The following is a 17,973-nucleotide window of genomic DNA, read 5'->3' on the forward strand; positions in this document are numbered from 1 at the left end:
GATGAGCACTCAGGCGAGTACCTCCGATCAGAGTTCCTCCGACGGGAATGTGCCCGATGGCCACGTGAGCGATGGCTACGTGACCGCCGGCCAGGAGTTCGTGCGCGACACCAACTACATCGACGACCGGATCACCCGCGATGGGATCGGACCCGCGGGCAAGACATACCCGGTCGAGGCCGGCCGCTATCGCCTGGTCGTCGCCCGCGCCTGTCCCTGGGCCAATCGTGCGATCATCGTGCGCCGGCTGCTCGGATTGGAGCAGGCGTTGTCGATGGGCATGTGCGGGCCCACCCATGACTCCGACAGTTGGACGTTCGATCTCGACCCCGGTGGCATCGATCCGGTCCTGAAGATCCATCGCCTCAAGCAGGCCTATCTCACCCGCTATCCCGATTACCCGCGTGGTATCACCGTGCCCGCAATCGTGGATATCCCGACGGGGGCCGTGGTCACCAACGAGTATCGGCAGATGACGCTCGACTTCTCCACCGAGTGGGTCGATTTCCACCGCGAAGGTGCACCCGACCTGTATCCGGTGAACCTGCGCGCCGAGATCGACGAGGTGATCGACGTGATCTTCACCGACGTGAACAACGGGGTGTACCGGGCCGGATTCGCCGGCAGCCAGGACAGCTACGACAAGGCCTACGACCAGTTGTTCGCACGCCTCGACGACTTGTCGGAGCGCCTGCGCGGACAGCGTTATCTGGTGGGCGAGACCATCACCGAGGCCGACATCCGACTGTTCACGACACTCGTCCGCTTCGACTCCGTCTACCACGGCCATTTCAAGTGCAACCGCTCCAAGCTCAGCGAGATGCCGGTGCTCTGGGCGTACGCCCGCGACCTGTTCCAGACCCCCGGTTTCGGAGACACCGTCGACTTCACCCAGATAAAGCAGCACTACTACATCGTCCACAGCGACATCAATCCCAGCCGGATCGTGCCTCGCGGGCCCGACCTGTCCGGCTGGCGAAGCAGTCATCACCGCGAACAACTCGGTGGTCGCCCGTTCGGTGATGGCACCCCGCCACCACCGCCCCTGGCCACCGAACGCGTTCCCGCCGGACAAGGAGCCTGAAAAGACGTGGCAAAGAAACAACTTTCGTCGATCGGCAACGGCAACGCGATCGGCGCAACCCGCAAGACCGAGGGCATGATCGACTCCCTCGTCGATCACGCCCAGCACCTACAGGCACCGGCGGTCACGAAATACATCCATCACCTTCGGCGCGAGCATCCACAGGAGTCACCCGCGCAGATCATCGAGCGTCTCGAAAACCGATTCCTGCTCGCGGTCACCGGATCCGGTGGTGCGGTGGGTGCGGCCGCCGCGTTCCCCGGCATCGGAACGATGGTGTCCCTCGCCTCACTCGGCGCCGAAACCGCCTTCTTCATCGAGGCGTCAGCGCTGTTGTCGCTGGCGATCGCCGAGGTTCACGGGGTCCCGATCGATGATCGGGAACGCCGCAAGGCCCTGGTGTTGACCGTGGCCCTTGGCGAGTCCGGACTCGCGGTGGTCCGGGATTCGCTGGGCGCCAAGTCGGGAACCATGGCCAGGGTGTTCGGCGGATTCATCCCCGCGCCGGTGCTGCGCACGCTCAATCAGAAGCTGATCCGCACCTACTTCAAGAAGTACGCACTCCAGAAGCTGCCGCTGGCGGCAGGCAAACTGCTCCCCGCCGGCCTGGGTGCGCTCGTCGGCGGCGTGGGCAACCGTGCACTGGGCAGGATCATCGTGAACAACTCACGGCAGGTCTTCGGGCCACCACCGCCCTACTGGCCGGTTCGCGATCCCAATGTCCCCCTGTACGCCGTGGGCAATCCCCAGAACGCCGTGGGCACTCCCCAGTTCCCGGCCTCCGGCGATGGGCCGAGCGCTAGTTGACCCGACCACACACTGCATCCCCCGGGTCCGGTTGGATCCGACGTCTGACCGGCGAGTGCGGCCGCCACCGACGGCTCGTTGCGATCACCCTGGCCGTCACCGCACTGGCCGTCATGATCGATCTCGCTCTCCCGCTGTTGACGAGGGCTGCGATCGACGAGGCAACCGGGGTCGCCCATCACGGCTACACGATCGGCGCGATCGCACTGGTGATGGTGGTCCTGGCATTTGTCCGGTACGGATGCCAGTACGGCCGCAGGCTGACCGCAGGCAAGCTGTCGTTGAAGGTGCAGAACTCGCTGCGGCTCTCGGTCCTGGATTCGGTGCTGCGGACCGATGGTGGCGCACAGGACCAGATCCGCACCGGCCAGGTCGTGTCCCGGTCCATCACCGACCTACAACTCGTGCAGGGTCTGCTCGCGATGGTCCCGCTGTCGCTGGGAGCCGCACTCCAGGTGGTCCTTGCCATCGGTGTGATGTTCTATCTGTCGCCGCTGCTGACCGTTGTCGCGCTCCTGGTCATCCCTTGCGTCGCCGTCATCGCCTTCAACAGCCGCAAACGGATGTTCGCGGCGACGTGGTCGGCGCAGCAGGCCGCCGCGGATCTGGCGCAGCATGTCGAAGAGACGGTCACCGGCGTGCGGGTGGTGAAGGGTTTCGGTCAAGAGGATCGCGCCGTCGACGAACTCGTCGGATACGGGCGGCGCCTCTACTCGCTGCGCCTGCGGGCCGCGAAGATCAACGCCCGTTTCGCGCCGGCGTTGGCCGCGGTGCCACAGCTGGGCATGGTCGCGATCATCGCGCTCGGTGGCTACCTGACGATGACCGGGTCCATCTCGATCGGCACCTTCCTGGCGTTTGCCACCTACGTCACGACCATGACCGGATTGGCCCGCGTCCTGACGTCCCTCATCGTCTCCGCACAGCTGGCCCGCGCGGCCGTCGAGCGGGTGTACGGCGTGATCGATCAGCCGGCAGATCCCGGCTTGGCGGCAACCGGTCTGCTGCCGGAGGGCACACTCGGACTCGAGCTCCGCGACGTCACATTCACCTATCCCGGCGCCACCCAACCGGTCCTGCGTGATCTCGATCTGACCATCGCGCCCGGCGAGGTCGTCGCGGTGGTCGGGGCCCCGGGCTCCGGCAAATCGACGCTGGCCATGCTCGCCGACCGGTTCTACCGACCCGACTCGGGTTCGGTGGAACTGACATCGCACCCCGGGACCGGAGGGTCCCATATCCCCCGGTTGCCCAGCGCCTACGACCTCGACACCATCGCGACCGAGGAACTACGGGGTGCGGTCGGCGTGGTGTTCGACGAACCCTTCCTGTATTCCGACACCGTTGCCGCGAACATCGCGCCGAACGCCCACGTCGGCAAGTTCGACGAGGACGGTCCCATACCGGCGGGCATCGTCGACGCCGCTTCACAGGCACAGGCCACCGGTTTCGTTACTGCACTCGAAGACGGTTTCCGGAGCATCGTCGGTGAACGCGGCCTCACCTTGTCCGGTGGCCAGCGGCAGCGGATCGCGTTGGCCCGTGCCCTGTATGCCGATCCCCGCGTCCTGATCCTCGACGACGCCACGTCAGCGGTCGACGCCCAGACCGAGGCAAAGATCTTTGCCCATCTGCGCACCTCCACCCGGACCATGCTGCTGCTGGCCCACCGACGATCGACCCTGTCCCTGGCCGACCGGGTGGCGGTGCTCGACGGTGGCCGGATCATCGACATCGGCACCGACGCCGAACTGACACAGCGGTGCCCCGAGTTCCGGGCTTTGATGACCACCGACCTCGACACCCTCGACGGTGAGCTCGCGACCGACACGGATCCCGCCGATCCCGCGCTCGACGGTCCTGCGTTCGACGATCCCACCGTCGACACCGCGGCCCTATGGCCGGCCGACGCGCCGGATGCGCTCGAACCGACCCGCACCGTCACCAACGCGATCGGCGGCCGGGGTCGCGGCGGCGGCGGCGGAATCGCGGGCGCGCTCGGCGCCATGCCCGCCACACCCGAACTCCTCGATTCCGTGGCCGCATTGCCGCCCGCGGACGAATCGCCGCCCACCGACGACGCCGAGATCCGCCGGGACCGTCCCGACTTCTCGCTTCGCCAGTTGTTGCGGCCGGTTCGATGGCTGCTGGCCGCGGTGGTGGTCTGCATCTCGGTCGACACCCTGATCGGCCTGGCGTTCCCGACGATCGCCCGGTTCGGGATCGACGGCGCAACGGACGATCAGTCAAGCCGGATCTGGATTGCCACCGGCCTTGGGCTCGGTGCGGTCGCCGTCGGATTTGTCGCCGCCGCGGTGATGACCGTGATCACCGCACGCAGTGGCGAGCGTGTCCTCTACGCGCTGCGCGTCCGCAGTTACGCCCACCTGCAGCGCCTCGGACTGGACTACTACGAGCGGGAGTTGTCCGGGCGCATCATGACGCGGATGACCACCGACGTCGACGCGCTCTCGACGTTCCTGCAGACCGGACTGTCGTCGGCGATCGTGAGCACCCTGACGATCGTCGGGGTCGGGGTGGCGGTTGTGCTCACCGACCTGTCGCTGGGCCTGCTCATGCTGGTGGTCTTCCCGCCGATCATCATCGCGACGATCGTCTTCCGCCGGATCAGCTCCCGTGCGTATACCCGATCCCGGGAGCTGATCAGCGAGGTCAACGCCGATTTCCAGGAGAACGTGGGCGGCGTTCGCACCACGCAGGCCTACCGCCACGAGGGCTTCGCGATGGCCCGGTTCACCACCCGGGCGGCAACCTATGTGCGGGCCCGGATGGTCTCGCAGCAAGCGATCTCGATCTACTTCCCGTTCATCACGCTGATGGCGGACCTGGCCACCGCAGGCGTCATCGCGGTCGGAGCACATCAGGTGGCACGCGGCGAGACCAGCCCCGGCACCCTTGTCGCGTTTGTCCTTTACCTCGGCATGTTGTTCGGTCCCGTTCAGCAGTTGTCCCAGGTGTTCGACGGCTATCAGCAGGCATTGGTCGGCCTCCGCCGAATTTCCGATCTGCTGGCGACCCGCAGCAGTGTGCAGTGTCCGGACAGCTTCGGGTCACGTGACGGCGGACCAGCCGAGACGATCCCACCACCGCCCGGCGGCTTCGAGGGCCACACCGAACTGCGAGGAGTGACGTTCCGCTATGCCGGTGCAACACGTGACGCCCTGTCGAGGGTCGACCTCGATCTACCGGCCGGGACGTCACTGGCACTGGTCGGTGAGACCGGCGCGGGTAAATCCACCATCGTCAAATTGCTCGCCCGCTTCTACGACCCCACCACCGGTTCGGTCCGGATGGACGGCACCGACATCCGGGACTTCCGGCTGAGCTACTACCGGTCCCGGCTCGGCGTGGTGCCGCAGGAGCCGCACCTGTTCACCGGGACCGTTGCCGACAACATCGCCTATGGCAAACCCGATGCGACCCATGACGAGATCGCCGCGGCGGCCGCGGCCGTCGGCGCACTGTCGATGATCGCGGGTCTGCCGGGGGCGATGAACCATCCGATCGGGGAACGCGGAAAGGGCCTGTCGTCAGGTCAGCGACAGCTGATCGCGCTGGCCCGCGCCGAGCTGGTCGATCCCGACCTGCTGCTGCTCGACGAGGCCACCGCCACCCTCGACCAGTCGACCGAACGCCGGGTACTGGCCGCGGGGCGACACCTCACCGGGTCTCGGACGTCGGTGATCGTCGCCCACCGGTTGGCCACCGCGGCTCGCGCGGATCGCATCGCGGTGGTGTCCGGCGGTCAGATCGTAGAGCTCGGAACACATCGGGATCTGCTGTTGTTGAACGGGCAGTACAGGGCTCTGTGGACCGCTGGTATCACACCGGATGAGATCGGACGAAGTGACCCACGCCACGAAGGCAGCCAACCGGCATAGCCTCGCAGACCAGTGGGGTCTAACCTTGTTATCTGGGACTTCGCAAACGCACGTAGGTCGGAAACGCACGCCGGCCAATCAACGAATTGAGGCGAGATACTGCCGTGAGCAGCAGTTCGATTTCAGACTTCGGACAGAACGAGTGGCTGGTTGAGGAAATGTACCAGCGCTTCCAAAAAGACCCGACCTCGGTTGATCCGAGCTGGCATGAGTTCTTGACGAACTATGCAGCCGAGGCCAACGGAACAAAGACAAACACCGGTGACACGGCGAAGGCCACGCCCGCCACCGCATCCGACACCTCCGCATCCGAAGGATCGGGCTCGGGTAAGCCGGCAGTCGATTCGACGCCCGCGAGCAAGGCCGCGGCAGGTCAGTCAGAGACCAGCCGCGACGGATCCAACGCCACCACCGCATCTACGGCAAAGGCCACCCCCGCGCCTGCGGCAAAGGCAGACGCGACCAAGGCTCCGGCCAAGGCGAAGTCACCTACGCCAACCAAGGACGCGACCGTCTCGAAGAAGACCACCGCGAAGAAGCCGACCGCCCCGGCCACCACCGAGGTTTCCTCTCAGGTGTTGCGCGGCGCAGCGGCCACCGTTGCCAAGAACATGTCGGCGTCGTTGCAGATCCCGACCGCCACCAGTGTGCGTGCGATTCCGGCGAAGCTGATGATCGACAACCGGACGGTCATCAACAACCATCTCGCCCGTACCCGCGGCGGCAAGATCTCGTTCACCCACATCCTGGGTTATGCGATCGTGCAGGCCATCAAGTCGTTCCCCAACCTGAACCGGCACTTCGCCGAGGTCGACGGCAAGCCGAACATCGTCTCACCCGCGAATACCAACCTCGGCCTGGCCATCGATCTACCCGGCAAGGGCGGGTCGCGCATGCTGGTGGTTGCTGCCATCAAGCGCTGCGAGAACATGAACTTCGCCGAGTTCCATGCCGCGTATGAGGACATCGTCCGCCGCGCCCGCGAAGGCAAACTCGCCGGCGACGACTTCGCCGGAGTGACCATCTCGCTCACCAACCCCGGCACCATCGGCACCGTGCATTCGGTCCCCCGTTTGATGAAGGGCCAGGGCGCCATCATCGGCGCAGGCGCGATGGAGTACCCCGCCGAGTTCCAGGGCGCCAGCGACGAGCGCATCGCCGAGATGGGCGTCGGCAAGCTGATGACGCTGACCTCGACCTACGATCACCGCATCATCCAGGGCGCCGAGTCCGGCGACTTCTTGCGGACGATCCACCAGTTGCTGCTGTCCGACGATTTCTTCGACGAGATCTTCACGACGCTGCACATCCCGTACGAGCCGATCCGGTGGCGTCGCGACATCTCCGAAGGTGAAGTCGACAAGAATGCACGGGTACTGGAACTGATTGCGGCATACCGCAATCGGGGCCACCTGATGGCCGACATCGATCCGCTGATGCTCGATTCGGATGCGCGCGCCTCCCACCCCGACCTGAACGTCCTGACCTACGGCCTGACGCTGTGGGATCTCGATCGCAGCTTCAAGGTCGGCGGATTCCACGGCGAGAACAAGATGAAGCTGCGCGACATCTTGTCGATCCTGCGCGATTCGTACTGCCGCCACGTCGGAGTCGAGTACACGCACATCCTCGAACCCGAACAGCAGCAGTGGCTGCAGGACCGGGTCGAGATCAAGCACGTCAAGCCGCCGGTGGCCGAGCAGAAGTACATCCTGTCGAAGCTCAATGCCGCCGAGGCTTTCGAGACGTTCCTTCAGACCAAGTACGTCGGTCAGAAGCGCTTCTCACTGGAAGGTGCCGAAGCCGTCATCCCGATGATGGACGGTGTCATCGACCAGAGCGCCGAGTACGCGCTCGACGAGGTCGTCGTCGGCATGCCGCACCGCGGCCGTCTGAACGTGCTGGCCAACATCGTCGGCAAGCCGTACTCGAAGATCTTCACCGAGTTCGAGGGCAACCTGAATCCGTCACAGGCCCACGGTTCGGGCGACGTGAAGTACCACCTCGGTGCCGAGGGCAAGTACTACCAGATGTTCGGCGACAACGAGATCCTCGTCTCGCTGACCGCCAACCCGTCACATCTCGAGGCCGTCGACCCGGTGCTCGAGGGACTGGTCCGCGCCAAGCAGGACCTGCACAACAAGGGCGGCGAAGAAGAGTTCACCGTTCTGCCCCTGATGCTGCACGGTGATGCCGCGTTCGCAGGCCAGGGTGTGGTCGCCGAGACCCTCAACCTGGCCATGCTCCCCGGGTACCGCACCGGCGGCACGATCCACATCGTGGTCAACAACCAGGTCGGCTTCACCACCGCACCGGAATCGTCGCGTTCGTCGGAGTACTGCACCGACGTCGCGAAGATGATCGGTGCGCCGATCTTCCACGTCAACGGCGACGACCCCGAAGCCTGCGTGTGGGTGGCCAAGCTGGCCGTCGACTACCGGCAGAAGTTCAACAAGGACGTCATCATCGACCTCGTGTGCTACCGCCGCCGCGGTCACAACGAGGGTGACGATCCCTCGATGACCCAACCGGCCATGTACGACGTGATCGACACCAAGCGCAGCGTCCGCAAGAGCTACACCGAAGCTCTCATCGGTCGCGGTGACATCTCGCTCAAAGAGGCCGAAGACGCCCTGCGCGACTACCAGGGTCAGCTCGAACGGGTCTTCAACGAGGTTCGCGAACTCGAGAAGTACCAGGCCACGCCGAGCCCGTCCGTCGAATCCGATCAGGCTCTCCCGGTGAAACTGGAGACCAAGGTCAGCAAAGAGACCGTGGAACGGATCGGCGACGCCTTCGCCAACGTGCCCGAGGGCTTCACCGTCCATCAGAGGGTCCAGCCGGTGCTCAAGAAGCGCCAGGACATGTCGCGCAACGGCAACGTCGACTGGGCGTTCGGCGAACTGCTCGCCTTCGGTTCACTCGTCGAGGAGGGCCGCACGGTCCGCCTGTCGGGCCAGGATTCCCGTCGTGGCACGTTCACCCAGCGGCACTCGGTGCTCATCGACCGGGAGACCGGCGACGAGTACACGCCACTGCGTACGGTCGCCGAGACCAACCCGGACAACCCCGGCCAGTTCCTCGTCTACGACTCCTCGCTGAGTGAGTACGCGGTCGTCGGATTCGAATACGGCTACTCCGTTGGCGATCCCGACGCACTTGTGCTGTGGGAAGCCCAGTTCGGTGACTTCGTGAACGGCGCGCAGTCGATCATCGACGAGTTCATCTCGTCAGGTGAGGCCAAGTGGGGCCAGACCTCCGACGTGGTCCTGCTGCTCCCGCACGGCCACGAGGGTCAGGGTCCAGACCACACCTCGGGCCGCATCGAGCGGTTCCTACAGTTGTGCGCCGAGGGTTCGATGACCGTCGCACTGCCGTCGACTCCGGCCAGCTACTTCCACCTGTTGCGGCGCCACGTCCTCGACGGGATCAGCAGGCCACTGGTCGTCTTCACCCCGAAGTCGATGCTGCGCAACAAGGCAGCGGTCTCCCCGATCTCCGAGTTCACGGACGGCAAGTTCCGCTCGGTCATCGACGATCCGGCCTTCGACGGCGGCGGCGATCGCAGCAAGGTCGAGCGGGTGTTGCTGGTGTCGGGCAAGCTCTACTACGAGCTGGCCGCACGCAAGGCCAAGGACAATCGCGACGACATCGCGATCGTCCGGATCGAGCAGCTCTACCCGGTTCCGCACAAGCGCCTCAAGAACGCGCTCGAGCAGTACCCGAACATGAAGGAAGTGTTCTGGGTCCAGGAAGAGCCGAAGAACCAGGGTGCGTGGCCGTACTTCGGCCTGACGCTGCCGGAGATGCTGCCTGAGTACTTCAGCGGATTGCGTCGCGTCTCACGTCGCGCGATGTCCGCACCGTCATCGGGCTCGTCGAAGGTCCATGCCGTCGAGCAGCAGGAGATCGTGGATACCGCGTTCGCCTGATCCAACCCCCGATAATGTGCCCTTTTGGCGGCGCCCACCAGGGCTTTCAGTCGCCAGAAGGGCACATTATTGGTATCCGGGGGTGGGTATCTGGGGCTGGTCGCCGACAGTGTCCAGGGTTCCGGCAGTCATCGCCAGAAGCGGCAGGGCTTGCGTGATCAGTTCGATGAGGGTCTCGCGGGTGACCCCGGTGTCATCGAGTAGCCAGCGAACGGTGACCTGTTCACTGAACGTGACCCAGCCGTGCACCGCCAATTCGAGGATCGGTGTGCGCTGCAACTCCAGCAGGTCGGCCAAACCGAGAACACGCTCGGCCATGACCGCACGGGTGTCGTCGGCAACCTTGCGCATCGCCGGATCCGAGGCGCCGACACCTTGCAGGATCGCCAGATAGGCCGACCTGTTCGCCGAGACGTAGTCGATGAACGCGGCGAGGGATGCGCGGGCGATCGCGACAGGATCTCCCAGGCTCAGATCCGGTTCGGTACGTTCGAGCATCCGCTGACTCTGCGTGGTCGTCAGCGCCACCAGGAAATCCTGTTTGGACTCGAAATAGTGGAACAACAGGGCCCGCGAGACGCCGGCGGCCTCGGCCACCTCCTCGACCGACACCTGGTCCAGCGCTCGGTCGGAGAGCATCTGCAATCCGTGTTCGATCAGTTGATCGCGTCGGGCCTGCGGACTCATTCGGGTGCGGCGGGCGGTGGTCATGAGTCCTCATCTTACTGACTTATCGTCAATAAGCGCCATCATCTGGCCCCGTCCCTATTGACACTTGGTCAGTAGTGGGTAAGTTCGTACCCATGAACGTTGTAAAGATCGCCATCATCGGCGCGGGCTTCTCCGGACTCGGCGCCGCGATCAAGCTGCGGCAACAGGGTATCGACGACTTCGTGATCCTCGATCGCGGAAGCAATTTCGGCGGCACCTGGCGCGACAACACCTACCCCGGTGCCGCCTGCGATGTGCCCTCACACCTCTACTCGTACTCGTTTGCACTCAATCCGACGTGGAGCCGCTCGTTCTCCCGGCAGCCCGAGATCCACCGCTACATCAACGCGGTCGCAGCCGAACACAACCTGGAACCGAACACGCATTGGAACACCGAGGTCACCAGCATCACCTGGGACGAGCCGGCCGGCCAGTGGGCCATCACCACCTCCTCCGGTGAATACCGCGCGACGTTTGTGATCGCCGGCGTCGGACCGCTCTGCGAACCCAAACTCCCAGACATCAAGGGCATCGCCGACTTCACCGGCGAGGTCTTCCACTCCGCGCAGTGGAACCACGATTACGACCTCGCGGGCAAAAGGGTCGCGGTCATCGGTACCGGCGCCTCGGCCATCCAGATCATTCCGGAATTGGCCAAGGAGGTCGGCCGACTCGACGTCTACCAACGCACCGCGCCATGGGTGCTGCCGCGCGCGGATCGCCCGTACTCGGGCGCCGAGAACTGGGCGTTCAAGCACATTCCCGGGTTCCAGAAGGCCGCCAGGGGCGGCATCTACGCCTCGCACGAGCTGGTCTCCTTCGGCCTGACACATGCCCCCAACGTGCTCGCCCCTGCCAAGATCATCGGCAAGCGGAACATCGCGCGTGGGATCTCCGACCGAAAATTACGCGCCGCGGTGACGCCGGACTGGAAGGTCGGATGCAAGCGCATCCTGCTGTCGAACACCTATTACCCGGCGCTGGGCCAGAAGAACGTCGACCTGGTCACCGACCCGATCAAAGAGGTCACCGCCACCGGGATCATCACCGCCGACGGGGTCGCCAGGGACGTCGACGCGATTGTCGTCGCGACCGGCTTCCATGTCACGGACTCCCCCGCCTTCGAGCACATCATCGGCAAGGACGGCGCCAGCCTCACCGAGGTCTGGGATGCGACCGGGATGAATGCGTACAAGGGCACCACCGTGCACGGGTTCCCCAACCTGTTCTTGATGGTGGGTCCCTCGACGGGCCTGGGCCACACCTCGATGGTCTACATGATCGAGTCGCAGCTGAACTATCTCGTCGACTACCTCAAGCTGCAACGCAAGTACGACATCGCCCGCGTCGAGGTCCGATCCGATGTACAGCACGACTACAACGTCGGCATCCAGAAGAACCTGAAGTCCAGCGTCTGGGAGACCGGCGGTTGCGCCAGTTGGTACAAGGACGCCTTCGGCAACATCACCACGCTGTGGCCGGGATTCACGTTCAACTACCGCCGCATCACGCGTAAGTTCGATCTGGCCGCATACGACACTTCCAGTGTCGCCACCGGGGCTCACACCGGAGCAGTGGCCGAACCCTCCCGACCCGCAACAGAAACGGTGACATCGTGAAGGACTTCAAAGGCAAGGTTGCCGTGGTGACCGGGGCCGGATCAGGCATGGGCCGAGACCTGGCGCTGCAACTGGCGGCCAAGGGCGCGCTCGTGGCGATCAGCGACGTCAACCCGTCCGGACTCGATGAGACCGAACAGCTCCTGAAAGCTCGCGGCGCGCAGGTTCATTCGCAGCTGCTCAATGTCGCCGAACGTGAGGCCGTCCTCGAATACGCCGATACCGTCGCGGCGCATTTCGGCAAGGTAAACCTGGTCATCAACAACGCTGGCATCGCCCATCACGGCGAAGTGGAGATCACCGAGTTCAAGCAGTACGAACGCGTGATGGACATCGACTTCTGGGGCGTGGTCAACGGCACCAAGGCGTTCCTACCCCACCTCATCGCGTCGGGCGACGGCCACATCGTGAACACCTCGTCATTGTTCGGGATCCTGGCGATGCCGGGCCAAAGCGCCTACAACGCAGCAAAGTTCGCGGTACGCGGATTCACCGAGTCGCTCTACCAGGAGATGCGGATCGCCGGGCATCCGGTGCAGGTCACGTGCGTGCATCCCGGCGGCATCAAGACCGCCATCGCGCGCAACTCGACGGTGTCCGAGGGTCACGATCAGCGCACTGCCGCCGAGTTCTTCGACAAGAAGTTGGCCCGGACCACCTCACCGCGCGCCGCCGAGATCATCATCGCCGCGATCGAGAAGAACCGTCCCCGCGTGCTGGTCGGTGCCGATGCGAAAATCATCGACGTCCTGGTCCGTACCGGCGGTTCACTGTACGAAGTGGTGATCTCCAAGTTCGCAGGCCGGGTTGCACCGAAGCCGGAAAAGGTCCCGCACGACCCGTCGTCGGTGCTGTGATCGAGCGATGAGTCCTTCTCTGGCCCTGTCGATTCCACTCAGCGAACGTCTGTTCAAACCCGTCTTCCGACTGGCCTTGAATGCACGGTTGACGCCCACCGTTCAACGACGGATGCTCGATGCCAGCGCATTGCTGATACCTCCGGTCGCCGATCAGGTGATCCGCAAGATCGTTCTGGGCGGCCTGCCTGCCGAGCGGATCACCGTCGGGCCCACCCAGCACGCCCAGGCGATCCTCTACCTCCACGGCGGGGCCTACGTCACCGGCTCGCCGAGGTCCCATCGCGGCCTGACAACCAGTTTGGCGGCGGCCGTCCGGGCCGAGGTCTATGTCCTGGACTACCGCCTGGCGCCGGAACATCCGTGCCCGGCAGCAGTCGACGACGCGGTGGCTGCATTCCGCGATCTGGTGACGCGCGGATACGAACCCGAGTCCATCGCCATCGCAGGCGACTCCGCAGGCGGCGGATTGAGCGTGGCGACCGCACGAGTGCTGATCGACGAGCACGGACTACGTCCGGCCGCGCTGGGATTGATCTCGCCGTGGGTTGATCCCGCGGCACGGCAGGACGACAACGGCACCGACATCGTCGTCAATGCCGCCTGGGCCAGCCGAAGCGCCGAAATGTACCTCGGCGACGGCGATCCCGCCGATCCCAGGTATGCACCGGCGCGCGGCGACCTCACGCAGCTACCGCCGACGCTGATCCAGGTCGGCAGGCCGGAGATGTTGCTGCAGCAGGTCACCGAGTTCGCCGCCGATCTCGAGGCCGCCGGCGTCGATACAACGCTGAGCGATCTGGGCCGGCTCTGGCACGTCGGTCACGTGGCCGCGCCCCTGATGCCCGCTGCCGCAGCAGCCGTCGCCGACCTCGGCGACTTCCTGGCCAGGCACCTGACCCGGACCAGTGCGGACGTCGAGATATAGCGGTCGGGGTCAGCTGCTGTGTTCGGCCAGCCAGCGACCGGCGACAGCCGACACCTCGGCGCCGCCGTCGACCTGCTCCGCCATCGTGGTGAGGTCGGCGGTGGTCAGCTCTCCGGCAACCTTGTTCATCGCGCGGAACAGGTCGCGGTCCAGGGCCGCGGTTCGGAAGACCGGCACCAGATCCTGGGCGCGCAACGTGTCGGTGGTATCGGCCAGAGCCTGCAGCCCGGAATCGTCGCCGACGACGCCCAGCGCCGAGAACAGTCCCGCAGCCCGGCCTGCCGCGACCTCCGCGATGGCCGCCTCGACACCGAGCACCACCGGTGATGTGAAAGCACAACCGGCACTGCCCAACTCGGTCAGCGTGACCGGGTCGGGCTCGGTCACGGCCACCAGCGGCAGACCGGCCGGGAGCCGACCACAATCGGAGAGTTCGTCGACGTCGGCCGTGGTGGCCAGTTCCGCCGAGACGTACACGAGCGTCTTGTCCTGCACCGACGTCGCATCACCCACCGAAACACCCTGCGGTAGTGCCTGATTCAACTCGTTGTAAACGTCTTCGGTACTGCGACCGGTGGCACCGGGATTGAGTTGGCCGAGCAACTCCCCCGACCAGGCCGGCATCAGGTCGACCGAACGCTCGTCCATCCCGGCCAACAGCTCAGCGTAATCACCCACCGGATGATCGTCGGAGACGTCGGCGCCCGCGTTCTGCAGAGCCCCGGCATAGATGGCGGTCACCACGCGGCTCGGCGTGTCCGGGGTCGACCCGGTGACCAAAGGCTGCGCCGTCGGGCCGGGTTCTGAACATCCCGCGAGGATCAGCGCACCTGCCAGCACCAACGCCGGCAACATCCGCCGAACCCTGCGGTTCATGAGAGCACTCACTCAGCGGCGACCCGGGCAACTGCGGCGGCGACTGCCGGTGCGACCCGTGGATCCAGCGGGCTGGGCACGATCATCTGCGCCGACAGATCGTCGCCGAGCACCTCGACGATCGCGTCGGCGGCAGCGAGTTTCATCGCCTCGGTGATACGCCGGGCACCGGCATCGAGCGCACCCCGGAACACGCCGGGGAACGCAAGCACGTTGTTGATCTGGTTGGGGAAGTCGCTGCGACCGGTGGCCACCACCGCCGCATATTTCGCCGCGATCTCGGGATGGACCTCGGGATCGGGGTTCGACAGGGCGAAGATGATCGCGTCGGAGTTCATGGTGGCCAGCGCGGCTTCGGGCACCTTGCCCGCGCTGACGCCCACGAAGACATCGGCACCGACCAACGCATCCGACAACGATCCGGTGCGCCGATCCGGATTGGTACGCGAGGCCAGCTCGGCCTTCACGTCGTTGAGGTCGGTGCGTCCGGCGTGCACGATGCCCTTGCTGTCGATCACGGTGACGTCGGCTATGCCGTCGGCCAGCAGTATGTTGGTGCAGGCCACACCGGCAGCACCGGCACCGGAGATCACGATCTTCAGCGAGCCACGGGGCTTGCCGAGCAGCTTGGTCGCAGCCTTGAGCGCGGCCAGGACCACAATCGCGGTGCCGTGCTGATCGTCGTGCATCACCGGGCAGTCGAGAGCCTCGATGACCCGCTTCTCGATCTCGAAGCAGCGGGGCGCAGAGATGTCCTCGAGGTTCACCGCGCCGAATGAATGCCGCAACCGAACCAGGGTTTCGACGATTTCGTCGGGGTCGTTCGTGCTCAGCACCAGCGGGATCGAATCGAGGCCTGCGAAGTTCTTGAACAGGGCAGACTTGCCCTCCATCACGGGCAACGAGGCCAGCGGGCCGATGTCACCGAGCCCGAGTACGGCGCTGCCATCACTGACCACTGCCACCAGGCGGTTGGTCCAGGTGTAGCGGCGCGCCAATTCGGGGTCGGCCGCAATCGCACGCGACACCTCGGCGACGCCGGGTGTGTACGCAATGGACAACGCCTTCTTCGAATCGAGAGGTGCGGTGATGTTCACCGACAATTTGCCGCCTTCATGGCCGGCAAAGATCTCCTCGCGGGTGATCGTTGTTGCTGCACTGTCATCATTTACGGGCGATTCGACGCCCCGGGGCTCGGTCACGGCGACAACGCTACTTCAGATGACCGGGCTCACACCCCAGGACCTCCGGATCGTGAGCATCAGGCAACATTTCGATCGATTCAAGTCACCGGCCTGCGACGATGAGGTCGCGCACGGAATCCGGCGAGCCGCGGGCCCCGAGCGGCACCGGCGCCTGCCAGCCGGCATCGTCGGCGAACGATGACCGACCGGCGAGTGCAACGGCGACACCTGTCCGGACGGATCCGCGATCGCCACGAGCGTATTCGACATCGCCAGGTGGAGCGTGGTGTCGAAGCCCGGGGCCCACAGTCTCTGACCTGATTCGTAACCCTTGGCCGGTGGCGATGCCCGGTGGTGTGGAGGGCGTACGATCTTCGGGGGGTCGAATCGGGTTCGACACCAGCAACGAAGGAGGCTGTCATGCCCTCGCGGCCACATCTTCGCCCCGGCGTCGTCGAACCGAAAGTCTCGGCGCCGGTGCCGATTCCACCATCTCGCGCGGTCGTCGACTGCGCGGTGTACGTGGACGGTCACCGCCTGCCCGGTATGCGCACCTTCTCCGGCGCCCTCAAAGAGGTCCGGACAACCGGTCGAGGCTATGTCTGGGTCGGCCTGCACGCTCCCGACAACCGCCAGATGGAAAGTGTTGCAGAGGCTTTCGGGCTTCACGAACTCGTTGTGGAAGATGCGGTCCTGGCGCACCAGCGCCCCAAACTGGAGCAGTACGACAACATCCTGTTCCTGGTGCTCAAAACCGTGAAATATCTTGAACACGAAACACTTCAGGTCTCCAACGAAGTCGTCGAAACGGGCGAGATCATGGTGATATCGGGCCCCGACTTCGTCATCACGGTCCGCCACGGCGATCACACCGGATTGGCTGGGGTCCGCAAACATCTCGAAGCGCGTCCCGAACTGCTCGTACTGGGACCCAGCGCGGTGATGCACGCGGTGGCCGACCACGTGATCGACACCTATATCGACGTCACGGCACGCATCGAGGTCGACGTCGACGCAATGGAAGAGACCATCTTCTCGCCCGGCCGCCGGGTCGAGATCGAACCGGTGTATCTCCTCAAGCGGGAGGTGATGGAACTGCGGCGGGCGGTCGATCCACTCGACGTGGCACTGCGCCGCCTGACCGGCTCCGAGGACAAGCTGGTGCCCAAGGAAGTGCGCCGATACTTCCGCGATGTCCAAGATCACCACAGCAGCGTCAACGAACAGATCGCCAGCTACGACGAGGTGCTGACGTCGCTCATCGATGCGGCCGGGGCCAAGGTCGGCATCCAGCAGAACACCGACATGCGCAAGATATCGGCCTGGGTTGCGATCGCATCGGTGCCGACGATGGTCGCAGGCATCTACGGGATGAACTTCGAGAACATCCCCGAGCTGCAGTGGAAATACAGTTACTTCATCGTGCTGGCCTTCCTCGTCGGCGTCTGCACCGCCCTATGGCGCACGTTCCGCAGAAATCATTGGCTCTGACCACATCTGACGCATGAGCCGCGCTGGTCTGCGGTCTCAGTTGCCGAGTCCGGCGACCTGACGCAGCTGGGCGAGAAACGACACACCGTTGTCGTCGGAGGGAAAAAGGTAGTGGCAAATCGCGATACGCGCGATCGCGCCTGCGATCGTGGCACCATCGGCGCCCGGGAACTCCGGTGCAATCCATTGCTGCACAACAGGTAACACCCGTTCGATCTCGCCCAACTCATGCTCGGGCTCGATGAGGATGAGGTTTCGGAGCGGATAGGAGTTGTGGGACTCGACCATGTACCGCAACAGCGCCTCGAGTCGTTCGCGGCCGCTCAATCCGTCCACCGCGGCCGCCACGGCTGCACGTACCCGCTCCTGCTCGTGCTGACCGAGCGCATCGAGCAGCGCTTCCTTCGATGGGAAGTACCGGTAGAGCGTGGGCCGCGATACCTTCGCAGCCGTCGCGACCTCGGACATGTTCAACCGACTCGGACCCATCCGGGCAAGCACCGTCGCCGTCGCCCGAAGGATCCGCGCCCGGCTCGAGTCGCTGTCGCCATGCACATCAATCGCCACATACACACTTTACAA

At 64.9% G+C, this 17,973-nt stretch carries 13 protein-coding genes; 9 read left to right on the forward strand and 4 right to left on the reverse strand.

What is annotated here, in order from left to right:
- The first annotated feature begins 1 nt into the window (after position 1).
- The 4 genes from AC1D75_RS23390 (at position 2) to AC1D75_RS23405 (ending at position 9,725) form a co-directional block, all read left to right on the forward strand.
- The gene (locus AC1D75_RS23390) at positions 2-1,084 is read left to right on the forward strand and encodes a glutathione S-transferase family protein (RefSeq protein WP_495517737.1); all 1,083 of its coding nucleotides are present in this window, start codon (positions 2-4) and stop codon (positions 1,082-1,084) included.
- 6 nt (positions 1,085-1,090) lie between these two features.
- Complete coding sequence (locus AC1D75_RS23395; RefSeq protein ID WP_495517738.1) at positions 1,091-1,891, forward strand: hypothetical protein; 801 nt, start codon at positions 1,091-1,093, stop codon at positions 1,889-1,891.
- A complete protein-coding gene (locus tag AC1D75_RS23400; RefSeq protein ID WP_495517739.1) occupies positions 1,888-5,793 on the forward strand; it encodes an ABC transporter ATP-binding protein in 3,906 nt (1,301 codons plus the stop codon). Before AC1D75_RS23395 ends, AC1D75_RS23400 begins: the two co-directional genes overlap by 4 nt.
- 104 nt (positions 5,794-5,897) lie before the next feature.
- Positions 5,898-9,725 carry a multifunctional oxoglutarate decarboxylase/oxoglutarate dehydrogenase thiamine pyrophosphate-binding subunit/dihydrolipoyllysine-residue succinyltransferase subunit gene (locus AC1D75_RS23405; RefSeq protein WP_495517740.1) on the forward strand — a complete coding sequence of 1,276 codons (3,828 nt, stop codon included), beginning with the start codon at positions 5,898-5,900 and terminating at the stop codon, positions 9,723-9,725.
- Between the two features lie 66 nt (positions 9,726-9,791).
- Here the strand turns inward: AC1D75_RS23405 and AC1D75_RS23410 are convergent, their stop codons facing one another.
- Positions 9,792-10,436, reverse strand: coding sequence for a TetR/AcrR family transcriptional regulator (locus tag AC1D75_RS23410; protein ID WP_495517741.1), 645 nt, complete (start codon positions 10,434-10,436; stop codon positions 9,792-9,794).
- 92 nt (positions 10,437-10,528) lie between these two features.
- Between AC1D75_RS23410 and AC1D75_RS23415 the strand changes: the two genes are divergently transcribed.
- The 3 genes from AC1D75_RS23415 to AC1D75_RS23425 are packed head-to-tail and all read left to right on the forward strand — an operon-like array spanning position 10,529 to position 13,840.
- Positions 10,529-12,055 (forward strand): flavin-containing monooxygenase, encoded by a 1,527-nt coding sequence (locus AC1D75_RS23415; protein WP_495517742.1) that lies wholly within the window; start codon positions 10,529-10,531, stop codon positions 12,053-12,055.
- A complete protein-coding gene (locus AC1D75_RS23420) occupies positions 12,052-12,912 on the forward strand; it encodes an SDR family NAD(P)-dependent oxidoreductase (RefSeq protein ID WP_495517743.1) in 861 nt (286 codons plus the stop codon). Before AC1D75_RS23415 ends, AC1D75_RS23420 begins: the two co-directional genes overlap by 4 nt.
- Positions 12,913-12,919: 7 nt before the next feature.
- On the forward strand, positions 12,920-13,840 hold the full coding sequence (locus tag AC1D75_RS23425) for an alpha/beta hydrolase (RefSeq protein ID WP_495517744.1): 921 nt from the start codon (positions 12,920-12,922) through the stop codon (positions 13,838-13,840).
- 9 nt (positions 13,841-13,849) lie between these two features.
- Here the strand turns inward: AC1D75_RS23425 and AC1D75_RS23430 are convergent, their stop codons facing one another.
- Entirely contained in the window at positions 13,850-14,716 is an 867-nt protein-coding gene (locus AC1D75_RS23430) for a glycine betaine ABC transporter substrate-binding protein (protein ID WP_495517745.1), read from the reverse strand.
- Positions 14,717-14,724: 8 nt separating this feature from the next.
- On the reverse strand, positions 14,725-15,918 hold the full coding sequence (locus AC1D75_RS23435) for an NAD(P)-dependent malic enzyme (RefSeq protein ID WP_495517746.1): 1,194 nt from the start codon (positions 15,916-15,918) through the stop codon (positions 14,725-14,727).
- 19 nt (positions 15,919-15,937) lie between these two features.
- Here AC1D75_RS23435 and AC1D75_RS23440 point away from each other — a divergent pair, with 19 nt between their 5' ends.
- Positions 15,938-16,102, forward strand: coding sequence for a hypothetical protein (locus AC1D75_RS23440; RefSeq protein ID WP_495517747.1), 165 nt, complete (start codon positions 15,938-15,940; stop codon positions 16,100-16,102).
- A gap of 218 nt (positions 16,103-16,320) precedes the next feature.
- Positions 16,321-17,391, forward strand: a complete 1,071-nt coding sequence (locus tag AC1D75_RS23445) for a magnesium and cobalt transport protein CorA (RefSeq protein WP_495517748.1) — start codon at positions 16,321-16,323, stop codon at positions 17,389-17,391.
- Between the two features lie 36 nt (positions 17,392-17,427).
- Here the strand turns inward: AC1D75_RS23445 and AC1D75_RS23450 are convergent, their stop codons facing one another.
- Positions 17,428-17,958, reverse strand: a complete 531-nt coding sequence (locus AC1D75_RS23450) for a TetR/AcrR family transcriptional regulator (RefSeq protein WP_495517749.1) — start codon at positions 17,956-17,958, stop codon at positions 17,428-17,430.
- Between the last annotated feature and the right edge of the window lie 15 nt (positions 17,959-17,973).

Source organism: Williamsia sp. Y712 (assembly GCF_059445525.1).

Coding starts and splice junctions, on each gene's coding strand:
- AC1D75_RS23425 (WP_495517744.1), top strand. CDS start 12,920: ATGAGTCCTTCTCTGGCCCTGTCGATTCCACTCAGCGAACGTCTGTTC.
- AC1D75_RS23415 (WP_495517742.1), top strand. CDS start 10,529: ATGAACGTTGTAAAGATCGCCATCATCGGCGCGGGCTTCTCCGGACTC.
- AC1D75_RS23440 (WP_495517747.1), top strand. CDS start 15,938: ATGACCGGGCTCACACCCCAGGACCTCCGGATCGTGAGCATCAGGCAA.
- AC1D75_RS23445 (WP_495517748.1), top strand. CDS start 16,321: ATGCCCTCGCGGCCACATCTTCGCCCCGGCGTCGTCGAACCGAAAGTC.
- AC1D75_RS23410 (WP_495517741.1), bottom strand. CDS start 10,436: ATGACCACCGCCCGCCGCACCCGAATGAGTCCGCAGGCCCGACGCGAT.
- AC1D75_RS23430 (WP_495517745.1), bottom strand. CDS start 14,716: ATGAACCGCAGGGTTCGGCGGATGTTGCCGGCGTTGGTGCTGGCAGGT.
- AC1D75_RS23390 (WP_495517737.1), top strand. CDS start 2: ATGAGCACTCAGGCGAGTACCTCCGATCAGAGTTCCTCCGACGGGAAT.